The organism is Micromonospora sp. NBC_01796, from assembly GCF_035917455.1.
GTDB lineage: Bacteria > Actinomycetota > Actinomycetes > Mycobacteriales > Micromonosporaceae > Micromonospora_G.
In genome coordinates this window covers 6,081,559-6,095,839 of record NZ_CP109078.1, presented here as the reverse complement: position 1 = coordinate 6,095,839, position 14,281 = coordinate 6,081,559, and the positions used below count along the sequence as shown (strand labels likewise).

7 protein-coding genes are annotated in these 14,281 nt (G+C 72.3%); 5 read left to right on the top strand and 2 right to left on the bottom strand.

Features of this window, described 5'->3' with window-relative positions:
* Positions 1-14: 14 nt before the first annotated feature.
* On the bottom strand, positions 15-2,261 hold the full coding sequence (fabD, locus tag OIE47_RS27640) for an ACP S-malonyltransferase (RefSeq protein WP_326557430.1): 2,247 nt from the start codon (positions 2,259-2,261) through the stop codon (positions 15-17).
* A gap of 114 nt (positions 2,262-2,375) precedes the next feature.
* Between fabD and OIE47_RS27635 the strand changes: the two genes are divergently transcribed.
* Positions 2,376-8,840 carry a non-ribosomal peptide synthetase gene (locus OIE47_RS27635; protein ID WP_326557429.1) on the top strand — a complete coding sequence of 2,155 codons (6,465 nt, stop codon included), beginning with the start codon at positions 2,376-2,378 and terminating at the stop codon, positions 8,838-8,840.
* Positions 8,840-9,577: a thioesterase II family protein gene (locus tag OIE47_RS27630; RefSeq protein ID WP_326557428.1), complete on the top strand. Its 738-nt coding sequence runs from the start codon at positions 8,840-8,842 to the stop codon at positions 9,575-9,577. The genes OIE47_RS27635 and OIE47_RS27630 overlap by 1 nt, the downstream gene beginning before the upstream one ends.
* A gap of 59 nt (positions 9,578-9,636) precedes the next feature.
* Here the strand turns inward: OIE47_RS27630 and bioA are convergent, their stop codons facing one another.
* The gene (gene bioA, locus OIE47_RS27625) at positions 9,637-10,998 is read right to left on the bottom strand and encodes an adenosylmethionine--8-amino-7-oxononanoate transaminase (RefSeq protein ID WP_326557427.1); all 1,362 of its coding nucleotides are present in this window, start codon (positions 10,996-10,998) and stop codon (positions 9,637-9,639) included.
* 200 nt (positions 10,999-11,198) lie between these two features.
* Between bioA and OIE47_RS27620 the strand changes: the two genes are divergently transcribed.
* The 3 genes from OIE47_RS27620 (at position 11,199) to OIE47_RS27610 (ending at position 14,279) form a co-directional block, all read left to right on the top strand.
* Positions 11,199-12,437 (top strand): cytochrome P450 family protein, encoded by a 1,239-nt coding sequence (locus OIE47_RS27620; protein WP_326557426.1) that lies wholly within the window; start codon positions 11,199-11,201, stop codon positions 12,435-12,437.
* Positions 12,438-12,519: 82 nt separating this feature from the next.
* Positions 12,520-13,482 (top strand): ATP-binding cassette domain-containing protein, encoded by a 963-nt coding sequence (locus tag OIE47_RS27615; RefSeq protein ID WP_326557425.1) that lies wholly within the window; start codon positions 12,520-12,522, stop codon positions 13,480-13,482.
* Positions 13,479-14,279, top strand: coding sequence for an ABC transporter permease (locus OIE47_RS27610; protein WP_326557424.1), 801 nt, complete (start codon positions 13,479-13,481; stop codon positions 14,277-14,279). Before OIE47_RS27615 ends, OIE47_RS27610 begins: the two co-directional genes overlap by 4 nt.
* Positions 14,280-14,281: the final 2 nt, after the last annotated feature.

Here is a 14,281-nt window from a genome sequence, read left to right as displayed (position 1 = left end):
GACGCCCGGCCACGCTAATCAGCGTCGGGCGTGTTGCACTGCTCACTAGTGGTCACCGTCGGGCAGCGGCGGCGAAGGATCTCCGCAGCTCCCCGCATCAGCACCCCGGCGATAACGTCGACGTGGCGCAGCCGCCAATCGGCCAGCTCGGTGCCGTGTACGTACCGGTTGAAGGCACCCATCGCCGGTCCCGTGTGGACCTGGAAGTTCGCCTGCTCGGCGGTGTCACCGCGTAACGCGGCGTTGGTGGAGTGCGCGAAGTACCACCGGAAGGCCAGCGCCATGCGCCGCCGTGGATCCGCCCGTTCCACCTCGACGGCCCGGCCGGTGGCGCGGTAGTGCCGCTCGGTCTCCTGCCACACCCGCTCGAACGGTCGGCGGAAAGTGGTCCGTTCGACGGTCTCGCGGACGGTGGGCGGCACGTCGGCCCAGTTGTCGTACCGCTGGTAGAGCTGCAGGAGCTGGTTGGCCCGGGCCGCGAACATCGTCCCACGGCGCATCACCTGCACCCTGGAGCCGAGCTCGAAGGTGTCGCCGGCCGGGGCGTACGCGGTGTCCTGGATTCCGACCTGCACCAGCAGGTCCTTGACCGCCGCGGAGGTGCCCGCCTCCGGGGTGGCCTGGTTGATCGAGCCGGTGAGCACGAAGTCGGCGCCGAGCACGAACGCCGCGGCGACCGCCTCCGGGGTCCCCAGTCCGCCGGCGACGCCGAGCCGGATCCGCTTGTGGTAGCCGTGCCCGGACATGGCCGCGTCCCGCAGGAGCGCGAGGTCCGGCACGAGGGTGAGCGCCGACCGGGCGTCCGTGTGCCCGGCCGAGTCGGCCTCCGCGCACAGGTCCCCGCTCACCGGCAGCCGTGCGGCGACGGCCGCCTCCGCCGCCGACAGCGCCCCCACGGCCACGAGCTCGGCCAGCATCGGATCCGGCGGTGGGCGCAGGAACGCCGCGGCGACCTCGGGGCGGGAGACCTTGGCCACGATGTGGCGCACCGCGACCGGGGTGCCGTCGGCGGCCAGGTGCGCCCCGGCGAAGCGGAACCGCACCAGGGGCGCGGTGACGCCGTGGTAACCGGCCGCCTCGACGTACCGCACGTCGTACCGGACGTACAGCTCGGCCAGCGCCGACTCCAGCGCCGGATTGTCGGGCATCGCGAGCAGGTTCATTCCGAAGCGTCCCGGGCCGGGGTCGGTCGTCAGCGACCGCAGTGCCGCCTCGACCCCGTCCCGGTCGAAGCCACCGGCGCCGAAGAAGCCGAGCAGCCCCGACCTGCCCAGACGCGACACCAGGTCGACCGAGCTGATCCCCTTGTACATCGAACCCGCGAGGTACGCCGACGTGACTCCGTAGTCGGCCCGGAACTGCGGGCACCCCGGCAGCTCCGGCTCGGACGCCCCGGCACCCGCGACGGCCGGTGCCGCGGCGAGCACGGGCCGGAACAGCTCCGTCAACACCCGCCCCGGGCCCAGCTCGCGCACGGTCCGCACGCCTCGGTCGACGAGGTACGCCATGGTCTCGCGCCACCGCACCGGGCGGCGCAACTGCACCGCGAGGAGTTCGACAAGCAGCGCCGGGTCGTGCGGCCGGGCGGTCACGTTCGAGATCACCGGCACCCGGGGCGGCGCGAACCGCACACCCGCGAGCACGTCCGCGAACTCGTCCGAGGCGGCGCGCATGTACCGCGAGTGGAACGCGGCGGCGACCTTCAGGGGCACGCACCGGCCCAGGCCGGCGGCGGCCACGGCACGCGACGCGGCGGCCAGTGACTCCCGGGGGCCGGACAGCACCACCTGCCCGTCGGCGTTGTCGTTGGCCATGTCCACGTCGTCGACGCCGGCCTCGGCGAGCACCTCGGGCAGTCGGTCCAGGCGCTCGCCGACCACGGCGACCATGCCACCGCCCGCGGCCCGGGCCATGATCTCGCCGCGCCGGCACACCAGCCGCAGCGCCGCCTCGAAGTCCAGGCAACCGGCCGCCCACAGCGCGGTGTACTCCCCCAGGCTGTGCCCGGCGAGGAAGTCCGGCGGCTCGTCGTCGCGTGCCGCCAGGTAGCTCAGGGCGTTGACCACGAACAGGGCCGGCTGCGCGTACCGGGTGTCGCCGAGCCGACCGTCCTCGCGGCACAGTCGGGCCACCGGGACACCGATGATCCGATCGGCGGCGGCGCACTCGTCGGGAAAGCGTTCGAACAGGTCGCCGCCCATCCCCTTGCGCTGAGCCCCCTGCCCCGGGAAGACCCAGGCGGATTTCGGTCTGGCAGACACGACTTGGACTGTCCAACCCCTCGGACCACGCTGGCTGCCCAGAGTTGAGCAGCACAGGGGCCTCCGTGGCGCTTAGGTTGCGGCGACGCCGTCGGCCTTCGGAGCGAGGAGCGCATGGACGAGCAGAGCGCCATTTCGGCCCGCCCGGATCCCGTGGAAACCGTGCTGGGCGTCCTGTCCGACGTGCTGCCACCCGGCACCGCCGTCGACGCCGACGTGCCGTTGCAGTCGCTGGGACTCAGCTCCCTCGCCGCCGCGCTGCTGCTGCTGGAGGTCGGCGGCGCGCTCGGTACGGAACTGCCGACCGACGCACTGCGCCGGTGCACGAACGCGCGCGAGTTGGCCGCCCTCGCCACCGGCGCCGCTCCGGCCGGCGGCGGGCTGCGCCCGGTGGTACGCCCGGAGCCGGACCTGCGGCACGAGCCGTTCCCGCTCACCCCGTTGCAGGAGGCGTACCTGCTGGCGAAGAGCACCGGGCAGACCGGATGTCACGTGTACCGCGAGTTCGACGTCGCCGACCTCGACCCGGACCGGTTGCGGGGAGCGTGGGCCCGGCTCGTCGAGCACCACGAGGCGCTGCGGCTGGTCCTCACGCCCGACGGGCGCCAGCGCGTCACCGAGCGGGCGCCGGCGTGGACGATGCCGGTCCACCAGGACGCGGCCGTCGTACGGCAGCGGCTCTCCCACCGCTGTTACACCCCCACGGTTGATCCACTGTGGACCATGGAGGTGACCCGGAACGCGGACGGTTCCGGGGTGCTGCACCTGAGCGTGGACGCGATGATCACCGACGGAGCCGGCCTGGAGCTGCTCGTCGAGCAGTTGTGGGGGCTCTACGACGACCCGGAATACCGCCTCCCGGACCCGGCCCACGGCCTGCGCGACCTCGGCATGGCGCTGGCCCGGCACCGCGACGCCCCCGGATACCGCGACGGCCTGGAGTACTGGGCCGACCGGCTGCGCGACCTGCCCCCCGGCCCCGGCCTGCCCGCGTCCGACGGGGAGCCCGGCACCACTCGGGTGCCGTACACGGCGGCGTTGACCGGACGTGAGTGGGACACGGTCACCTCCCTTGCCGGCGACCTCGGCGTCTCCCCGACCGCGCTGGTCCTCACCGTCTTCGCCGAGGCACTCCAGCGAAGTGCCGCGGATCCCCGGTGTTCGCTCGTGCTCACCACGAACAGCCGGCTCTGGTTGCCCGCGGACACGGCGAGCGTGGTGGGGCCGTTCACGTCCACCTCGGTGTTCGTCGCGGAGCCGACCACCGGCCTGCCACTCGCCGAGGCCGCACGGTCCGTGCACGATCGGCTGCGCCAGGACCTGGAGCACGGTGACGTGCCCGGCGTGGCGGCACTGCGCGAGCTGCGGTCCCGACGGCTGCCCCTACCGGCCGACCTGCCGGTGATCTTCACCAGCCTGCTGGACATCGGCGGCGGCGGGGCCGACGGGAGGTACGCGGTCAGCCAGACGACCGGCGTCACGCTCGATGCCCAGATCGCCGAACGCGACGGCGAGCTGCACGTACGGTGGGACGTCCTGGAGGGCGCGTTCCGGCCGGGTGTGGTGGCGGGGGCCTTCGCCTGGTTCGTCAACACGCTGCGCTGGCTCCGGCCCGTCGGGACCGACGGCGCCCGGCCGCTCAACGACCTGCAGCAGGCGTACTTCGTGGCCCGGATCACCGGCGGCACCGGGCCGTGGACCGGTTGCCAGGTCGTGCACGGCTTCGAGGTCGGCCGGATCGACCTGCCCCGCCTGGAAGCGGCCTGGCTGGGCCTGCTCGCCGCGTACGAGCCGCTGCGGACGGTCGTCACCCACGACGGGTCCCTGATCGTGCACGACGCCGTACCGGACCGGTGGCACATCCCCGTGACGGACGTTGCGGAGCAGGCCGAGCCGCAGCGGGACATGGTGAGCCGGGCGTACCCGCTCGGCCGGCTCCCGCAGGGCGAGTTGCGGGTCGGTGTGGACGGCGCAGGCTCGGCGACCGTGCACGTCACCGTGGACCTGCTGGTTGCCGACGGGCGCAGCATCCACCTCATGCTGCGCGAGCTGATGCGCCGCTACGCCGGCCCGGACGCGACGGTGCCGACCGCCGTACCGTCGCGTCTCCCGCAGGCGGCGCCGGACCCGCACGCCATGCGGTACTGGCGCGAACACCTGGCCGACCTGCCACCCGGCCCGTCGATCGGGACGACCAACGGGCCCCGACGGCGGCTCACCGCCCGGGTGCCGGGCTGGTCCCGGATCCGACGGCTGGCCCGGGAACGGGGGGTCGCTCTCGACGCGATCCTCCTGGCCGCGCTCACCGAGGCGCTCGGCACACACTTCCCGGACGATTTCGCGGTACCGCTGGTGCGCTGGACGCCACAGTCCGAGCCGTACCGGCCGGGGGAGCTGACCGCGCTGAGCTGGCTGCGGCGTGGTGAGCCGGGGGAGCCGCTGCTCGACCTCGCCGACCGTTACGACCGGCACCTCACCGCCGACGCGGCCGCGGACGGCGCGTCCGGTCTCGCCGAACTGCGCCGGCTGGTGCTGCGCCGGATGCGTGACGGCGGATCCGGCTACCCGGTCGTCTGTACCGGCCTGCTGGAACTCGCCGGCGCGCCGCTGCCCGACGGGGTGACCGCCGGGCCGTGGCTGACGTGTACGCCGGACGTGGCGCTGGACTGCATCGCCATCGACGAGGGCGACGACGAGCTGCGGCTGTTCTGGGACTGCACCGAGGGCGCGATCCCGGACCCCGCCCTGAACCGGATCTTCGACGCGTACCGGGCCGCGCTGACGGGCCTGGCCGAACTGTCCGACGTCGTTTACGGGTGGAACGACACCGCCGTGGAGTTCCCGCACGAGGGGCCGGTGCAGCTGGCGTTCGAGGCGCACGCGCGGGCCCGACCCGAGGCGGTCGCCGTACGCTGGCGCGGCGGCACCATGACCTACGCCGAGCTCAACACGGCCGCGAACCGCATCGCCGTACGGCTGCGCGCCGCGGGGGTCGGCGCCGAGTCCGTCGTCGGGATCAGCGTCGCCCGCGGGCCGATGATGGTCGCCGCCGTCTACGGCGTGCTCAAGGCCGGCGGCGCCTACCTGCCGGTCGAGCCGTCGATTCCGCCGGCACGGGCCGCGGCGATGCTGGCCGACGCGGGCGCGACCGCCCTCGTCACCACGTCCGACCTGGCACTGCACGCGTCCGACCTGATGCCGGCCGGGATCGCGGTGGTCCACGCCGACCGGATCGGCACCGCCGCCGTGCCGGACCCGGCACCCGTCACCGACGACCTGGCCACGGCGTACATCATCTTCACCTCGGGCAGCACCGGGCGACCGAAGGGTGTCGCGGTCACCCACCGGGCGGTGCACAACCTCCTGCACTGGGCCCGCCGGACGTTCCACTTCGGGCCGGACGACGTCGGACTGTGCGTGACGTCGCTCGGCTTCGACCTGTCCGTGTTCGACCTTCTCGGGCTGCTCTGCTTCGGCGCGTCGATCTACGTCGCGGACGAGGAGCAGCAGAAGGATCCGGCGCTGCTGCTCGACGTACTGCTGGACGAGCCGGTCTCGTTCTGGAACTCCGCGCCGACCACCCTGGCGCACGTCGTGCCGCTGACCGCGGCGCACCGGGGACGGCCCGGTACGACCGACCTGCGGCTGGTGTTCCTCAGCGGTGACTACATGCCGCTGGCGCTCCCCGACGACCTGCGCGCCTGCTTCACCGCCGCCGACGTCATCAACCTCGGCGGCGCCACCGAGGCCACGGTGTGGTCGAACTGGTTCCGGGTCGGTGCGGTCGACCCGGGGTGGCGCAGCATCCCGTACGGCCGACCGATCGACAACGCCCGGTACTACGTCCTCGACGGCGATCTGCGGCCCTGCCGGATCGGTGCGGAGGGCGATCTCTTCATCGCCGGCGAGGTGCTCAGCCTGGGCTACCGCAACCGGCCGGATCTCACCGAGGACCGGTTCGTACCGTGCCCGTTCGGGCCGCCCGGCGACCGGATGTACCGCACCGGGGACCGCGCGAGCTTCCTCCCCGACGGGAACATCACCTTCCTCGGCCGGTCCGACCACCAGGTGAAGATCCGCGGTTTCCGGGTGGAGCTCGGCGAGATCGAGCACCGGCTCCGGAGCCATCCGGAGGTGAAGGACGCGGTGGTCGTGGCGCGCGACGAGGGCGGCGAGCGCAAGGTGGTCGCCTACGTCCTGGCCGCCGGCGGTACCACACCGGGGGTACGCGAGCTGCGCGCCTTCGCCGCGCAGACGCTGCCCGACTACATGGTGCCGAACCATCTGGCGGTGCTCGACCAGTTCCCCGCCACGCCCAACGGCAAGCTCGACCGCGACCGGCTGCCCTGGCCGCTGACCACGGCGGCACCGGCCGCGTCACCGGGCGGGCAGAGCATCCGGCAGGCGCTCACCGACCTCGTCGGCGAGTTGCTCGGCGAGGCCGTCGATCCCGCTGCGGACCTGTGGGACCAGGGTGCCACGTCGTTCACCATGGTGCAGATGTCGATGCGGCTGCAGGAGCGGTTCGGCACCCGGGTGCCGGTGGCCGTGCTGCTCGAGAACCCGACCGTCGACGGCATCGCCGCCCACGTGTCCGGGGTGCCGGTCGGGACCGCCCCGGCCGCGTCGACACCGGACCCGGACCCGGAGACCGTCGACGTGCTCTCCCCCACCGCCCGCGCCGCCTTCGCCTCGGCCCGACGGGAGCTGCGGGACGACGGCGAGGCGGTACCGCTGCCCGACGAACACCCCGACGTACGGCAGTACCGGTGGCGGGGCACGAGACGTGACTTCCTCGACGGTACGGTGCCGTTCGCCGCGCTGGCGTCGCTGCTCGCCCTGCTGCGCCCGCTGCCCGACGGGGACCGGACGCGGCGCCTGTACCCGTCGGCCGGCGACACCTACGGTGTGCAGGTCTACGTCCACGTACCGGCGGACCGGGTCGCCGGGCTGCCGGCCGGGGTGTACTACTACCACCCCGACGAGCACACCCTGCGCCGCATCGGCGACGGCGACGGCCTGGACCGCTCCGCGCACTTCGTCTACAACCGGCCGATCTACGACCGGGCCGCCTTCGAGCTGTTCCTGGTCGGTCAGGAGAAGGCGATCCGCCCGTTGTACGGCGAGGACACCGAGCGGTACCTGGCGCTGGAGGCCGGCTACCTCGGCCAGTTGCTGATGAGTGCCCAGGCTGCCCGTGGGCTGGGCCTGTGCCCCGTCGGCGGGGTCGCCACGGCGCCGGTCCGCGCCGCCCTGCGGCTGGACCAGGGTCATGTGTTCCAGCAGGCCTTCCTGTGCGGACCGGCGACACACGAGGCACCCACGGGCAGGGCGCGCACGCCGTACCCGGAGGAGCCGGACGGGATCGCGGTGGTCGGGCTGGCCGGCCGCTACCCCGGCGCCGACGACGTGGCGGCCCTGTGGCGCAACCTCGACGCCGGCCACTGCGCGATCGCGGCGCCGCCACCCGGCCGCGGCGCCGGACCTCCCGGCGGCTACCTGCGCGACGTGGAGACCTTCGACAGCATGGTCTTCGGTATCGCACCGGCCGAGGCCGCCACCCTCGACCCGCAGGTGCGCCTCCTGCTGGAGGTCGTATGGGAGTGCCTGGAGGACGCCGGCCACACCGCCGGCTCGCTGGGGCGCGTCGGGGTGTTCGTCGGCGTGATGTGGCACGACCATCGCCTGGTCGGGACCGACCGGTGGCGCGAGGGCGGCGCGGCCCGCATCTCCGGCACCGGCTCGGAGATCGCCAACCGGATCTCCCACGCCTTCGACTTCCGTGGTCCGAGCGTCGCGGTCGACACCTCGTGCTCTTCCGCGCTGACCGCGCTGCGACAGGCCGTCGAGAGCCTCGAACGCGGCGACTGCGACGCCGCCGTGGTCGGCGCGGTCAACCTGCTGCTGCACCCGTACCACGCGTCGGTGCTACGGGGCCTGGGCCTGGTCGCCGAGGTGCCGGCGGCCCGTGCGCTGGACGCCGACGCGGGCGGCTGGTCGCCCGGTGAAGGCGCCGGTGCCCTGCTGTTGCGCCGGCTCGGCGACGCACGCCGGGACCGCGACCGGGTAGACGGGGTGGTGGAGAGCGCCTGGGTCGGGCACACCGGCGGGACGAGCCGTTTCGGCACCCCGGACGCGGCCACGCTGGCCCGGTCGCTGGCCGAGGCCGTGCGTCAGGCCGGGGTCGCGCCGGCCGACGTCGGGTACGTCGAGTGTGCGGCCTCCGGCGCGGTCCTGGCCGACGCCGCCGAGGTCGAGGCCGTCGGCCGGTTCTTCGGTCCGACCGCGGAGGGCCGCCGGGTGCCGATCGGTACGCTGAAGCCGAACCTGGGTCACGCGGAGGCCGCCTCCGGGCTCGCCCAGCTGACCAAGGTGCTGCTGCAGCTACGGCACCGCAGGCTCGTCCCCACCCTCGTCGCGACCACGCCGAATCCGCTGGTCGACCTCGACGCGCTGCCGGTACGGTTCGTGGACCGGTCGCAGCCGTGGACCGGCACTCCGTTGCGTGCCCTCGTCACCGCGGTCGGCGCGACCGGCTCGGTGGGGCACGTGGTGCTGCGAGCCGAGGAGGACCACTGATGACGAGCCCCTGGATCAAGGAGCCCGGCACGGATGACGCGTCACTGCTGCTGTACTGCGTCGCGCACGCCGGCGGTGGGGGCTCCTTCTTCCGGTCGTGGCGTACGGCGCTGGAGCCGCGTATCGGCGTCTGCCCGGTCGTGCTGCCCGGTCGGGAGTCGCGCCTGCGGGAGGCGCCGCTGACCGCGGTCGAGCACGTCGTACCACCGCTGGCCGAGGCGATCCGGTCACACGCCGACCGCCCGTACGCGCTGTTCGGTCACAGCATGGGTGCCGTGGTCGCCTACGAGGTGGCCCGGCGCCTGTCCACGATCACGCAGGGGCCGAGCCGGCTGTTCGTCTCCGGCCGGCGCGCACCGCACCTGCCCGCCCGCCGGCCGGAGCTGCACGCGTTGGGCCCGGACGAGTTCCTGCCGGCGGTCGCGGCGATGGGCGGGACACCGGAGGAGGTGCTGCGGCAGAAGGAACTCATGGCCGTGTTCCTGCCGGGGCTACGGGCCGATTTCAGGGTGAACGAGACGTACCAGCAGTTGCCGGGCCCGCCGCTGCGGTGTCCGGTGTCGGCCCTCACCGGCGACGCGGACCCCGAGGTCGACGTGACCGAGATGCGCTCCTGGGCGGAGGTCACCACCGGGGACTTCAGCCTCCGGGTGTTCAGCGGGGGGCACTTCTACCTCGCCGGACCGCCTCCGGAGCTCGCCGAGGCGTTGCGGGCGGACCTCGCCGTGTACCCCTGAGACCCTGACCGCGGACAACTGACGGGACGGGCCGGGCCCGTCCCGTCATGTCCGGTGGGTCAGGCCGGCAACGCGGCCACGACCTCCTGGGTCGCCTGCAGGAGGATGCGCATGGACGTACGCAGTTCCTCCTCGGTCATCGCGAGCGGCGGCACGATGACGATGGTGTCGCTCGGCGCCGAGTGGATGATCATGCCGAGTTCCCGGCACCGCTCGGTGATGCGCGTGGCGACGCCGAGTTCCCACGGGAACGGCTCCCGGGTCTCCACGTCCGCCACCAGCTCGACGGCGGCCAGCAGGCCGCACTGACGGACGTCGCCGACGTGCGGGACCAGACGGATCTTGTCCAGTTCCTCGGTCAGGACGACCGCCTGCGACTGGCCGTGGCGGATCAGGTCGTCCTTCTCGAACAGGTCGAGGCTCGCCAGCGCCACGGCGACGGCCAACGGGTTGCCCGAGAACGTGTGTCCGGACAGCAGCATCTTGCCGTCGCCGCGGAACGCGTTGAACACCTCGGCCGAGGCCATCGTCGCGGTGAGCGGCAGGTACCCGCCGGTGAGTCCCTTGCCGACGCACAGGATGTCGGGCGAGACGTCGTCCGCCTGGCACGCGAACATCGGGCCGGTACGGCCGAAGCCGACGCCGAGTTCGTCGGCGATGAGCAGGACCCCGTACCGGCGGGCGATCTCGGCGACCCGGGCCAGGTGGCCGTCCCGGGCCACCACCATGCCGCTGACGTTCTGCACCCTCGGCTCGACGAGCACCGCCGCGACCTCGTCGCCCTCGCGCTCCAGCACCTCTTCCAGGGTGTCGGCGCAGGCGAGGCTGCAGTTGTTGTTGCACAGCCCGCACCGGTACGCGTACGGCTGCGCGAACGAACTCGTCGGGCGCAGCAGCGGTTGGTAGAAGTTCTTCAGGATGGTCATCTGGCCGACGGAGAGCGCGCCGAGCGTGTCGCCGTGGAAGGCACCGCCCATCGAGACGAACTTGTTGCGCTGCGGGGATCCCTTGAAGACCCAGTAGGAGTAGGCCATCTTCATCGCCGTCTCGACGGCGCTGGAGCCGGACTCCAGGAACAGCACCTTGTCGATGCCCTCGGGTGCCAGCTTCACCAGCCGGTCGGCGAGTTCGGCCGCGCCGGGGTGGGTCATGCCGTAGAGGGTCGTGTGCGCGATCTTCGCAGTCTGCGCGAGAAGCGCCTCGTTGAGTTCCCTCCGCTGGTGGCCGTGGATGTTGACGCCGAGGGAGGAGCCGGCGTCGAGGTACCGGTTGCCGTCGCTGTCCACCAGGTACACGCCCTCACCGTGCGTGATCACCAGCGGCTTCGCGTTCAGGTAGGCGTCGGTCGGGGTGTAGGGGTGCCACACACGCTGCTGGTCCAGCGCTCGCAGGCGTTCGGTCTCCGTGATTTCGAGGTCCATGAGTCGGCGCTCCGTCATCGGGTGGGAACCGGGTCAAAGATGACGCAGTATCACCCGTTCGGGGACCGCGACGTCTGCGCAGTAGTGCGCAACGTGGTCAGTGCTCAACTCTGAGCAGAGGTGTCGGCGCGACCCCGAAATGCTCATCCCGCGGTCGGCGCCGATCGGCGTCGGCCGGATGCTGGAGAGGAGACGCCGACGTGACGACCTCCGAGCACCTCGACCTGACCTCGGTCGCGGCGAGGTCCATCGCTTACGACACCTACGCCGCGCTGCGGTACGAGAACCCGGTCGCCCGGGTTCGGATGCCCACCGGGCAGGACGTCTGGTTGGTCACCGGCTACGACGAGTCCGCGAGCTTCCTCGCCGACTACAACCGCTTCAAGACCAGCCCGACGGTGATGCCGGAGGGCATGGAGATGCCGGCTCTGCCCGAGGCGGTCGTCCGGCTGCTCGGTGGCAGCATGGGCAGCGTCGACCCGCCGGAGCACACCCGGCAGCGCCGGCTGGTGCAGATGGCTTTCACCCCGCAGTACGTCGAGCGCCTGCGCCCGGGAGTCCAGCAGATCACCGATCAGCTCATCGACGGCCTGCTCGCCCGCCCGGACCGGACCTTCGACCTCGTCGAGGACTTCGCCGTACCGCTCCCGCTGACCGTGATGTCCGACATGCTGGGCATCCCGCGCGCGGACCGCGACCGGTTCCGGCTGTGGTCGGAACTGCTGCTGTCGCTGGACCCCACGTCGGCGCAGTCGGCGCCGCAGGGCATGAGCCCGATGGAGGTCATGGCGGAGATCGAGGAGTTCGTGCGGTATCTCGACGCGCTCATCCAGCACAAGCGCGCGGAGCCCGGCGACGATCTCATCTCCGGGATGGCCCTCGCCGAGGCCGACGGCGAGCGGATGACCGACGAGGACCTGCTCAAGATGGTGGCGTTGCTCGTGGTCGGTGGCCTCGGGACCACCCAGCACCTCATCGGCAACATGGTGCTGGCCCTGTTCCGTAACCCGGACCAGTTGGCCCTGCTCAGGAGCAAACCCGACCTCGCGCCGAGCGCCGTCGAGGAGATGCTGCGATACCACGGCCCGATCGAGATCAGTTTCCCGCGGTTCGCCGCGGAGGACACCGAGATCGGCGGCGTGCCGATCCGCCGGGGAGAGATGGTCATCGCGGTGCTCGCGGCCGCCGACCGCGATCCGAACCGCTACGCCGACCCGGACCGGCTCGACATCGAACGCACCCCGAACCGGCACCTCGCGTTCGGCCGTGGCGCTCACATGTGCCTCGGCGCCCCGCTCGCCCGGGTCGAGGGCCAGGTCGCCATCAACACCCTCCTGGCCAGGATGCCCGACCTGCACCCGGCGGAGAACATCGACGACACACCCTGGCGGCCGGGGCTCACCCTGCGCGGCCTGAGCGCCCTGTCCGTGGCGTTCTGAACCCGATCTGTTCGACCGGCTCCCACGCGGTTCGGCTGGCCGGTCAACAGCCCACCGACCGAACCGCAGAGGGAGGAACAACGTGGCCAACGCGATCGTCGCTGAGGGCCTGCGCAAACAGTTCGACAAGGTGACCGCGCTGGACGGGCTGGACCTGGTGGTGCCGGAGGGCACGATCACCGGGCTGCTGGGCCCGAACGGCGCCGGCAAGAGCACCGCCGTCCGGCTGCTGACAACCCTGTTGGCGCCGTCCGGCGGGCGGGCCCAAGTCGCCGGACTCGACGTGGTGAGCGAGGCGGCCAAGGTCCGCAAGGTGATCAGCCTGTCGGGCCAGCACGCCGCCGTCGACGAGAACCTCACCGGGTTCGAGAACCTGGAGATGCTGGGCCAGTTGCTGCACCTGGGCCGCAGGCGGAGCCGGGAACGGGCCGAAGAGCTCCTGCACCGGTTCGATCTCGTCGACGCCGCCAAGCGCCGCACCAAGGAGTACTCCGGGGGGATGCGCCGTCGGCTCGACCTGGCCTCGGCGCTCATCTCCACCCCGAAGGTGCTGTTCCTCGACGAACCCACGACCGGGCTGGACACCCGAAGTCGGATGGCGTTGTGGGACACCATCGGCGAGTTGGTCTCCGGCGGCATGACCCTGCTGTTGACGACCCAGTACCTCGAGGAGGCCGACCGGCTGGCCAACCAGATCGTGGTGATCGACCACGGCCGGGTCGTCGCCACCGGAACACCGCACGAACTCAAGAGCCGGGTCTCCGGGGAGAGTCTGGAGGTCACCGTCGGGCCGGACGCCGACCTGCCGGCGGCGCAGGCCGTACTCGCCTCCGTCGGCACCGGCCCGGTGACCGTCGACGAGATCGGCGGCCGGCTCGCCGTACCGGTGGACGACGGCGTCGACGCGCTGCTGGCCGGCGTACGGCTCCTACGCGAGGCCGGTATCCCCGTCCTCGGCACGGGGCTGCGGACCGCGACGCTGGACGACGTCTTCCTCGCGCTCACCGCGAACCCGGTCCAGGAAACCGTAGAGGAGCACGCGTGAACGCCTTCGCACTGGCCTTCGGCGAGGGCACCGTCGTCGCCAAGCGCAATCTGCGGATGATCCTGCGGGTCCCGGAGCTCCTGCTGAACGCCGCCGTCGCACCGGCGATGATGACGCTGCTGTTCGGTTTCATCATCGGCGGGGCGATCGACGTGGCGGGTGTCCCGTACCGCGAGTACCTGCTCGGTGGGATCTTCGTCCAGGCGGTCCTGTTCGGCGCCGTCAACACCGGCACCGCGATCGCCGGGGATCTGCGCAACGGCATCGTCGACCGGCTGATGTCGATGCCGATCTCGCGGTCGGCGGTCCTCGTCGGCCGGACGACCAGCGACGTGGTCAACAGCGCGGTGGTCATCACGGTCACCGCCCTGCTCGGCCTCGTCGTCGGGTGGCGGGTCCACTCGTCGTTCCCCGATGCGGTGCTGGGGTTCGCGCTGCTGCTGGCGTTCGCGTACGCGCTGTCCTGGCTGATGGCCGTCGTCGGACTGGCGTCGCGGGCGCCGGAGGTGGTCAGCAGCACCGGCTTCACCATCGCGATTCCGCTGGGCTTCCTCTCCAACGCGTACGTGCCGATCCAGTCCATGCCGGGCGTGCTGCAGACCATCGCGGAGTGGAACCCGGTGTCCGCCATCGTCCAGGCCCTCCGGGTCCAGTTCGGCAACGTCGACCCGTCGACCGCCCCGGACGTCTGGCCGATGCAGCACCCGGTCGCCGCCTCTCTCCTGTGGATCGGCGTCCTGCTGGCCCTGTCGATTCCCCTGGCGATCAGCCAGTTCCGCAAGGCCGCCGGCGGCTGAGC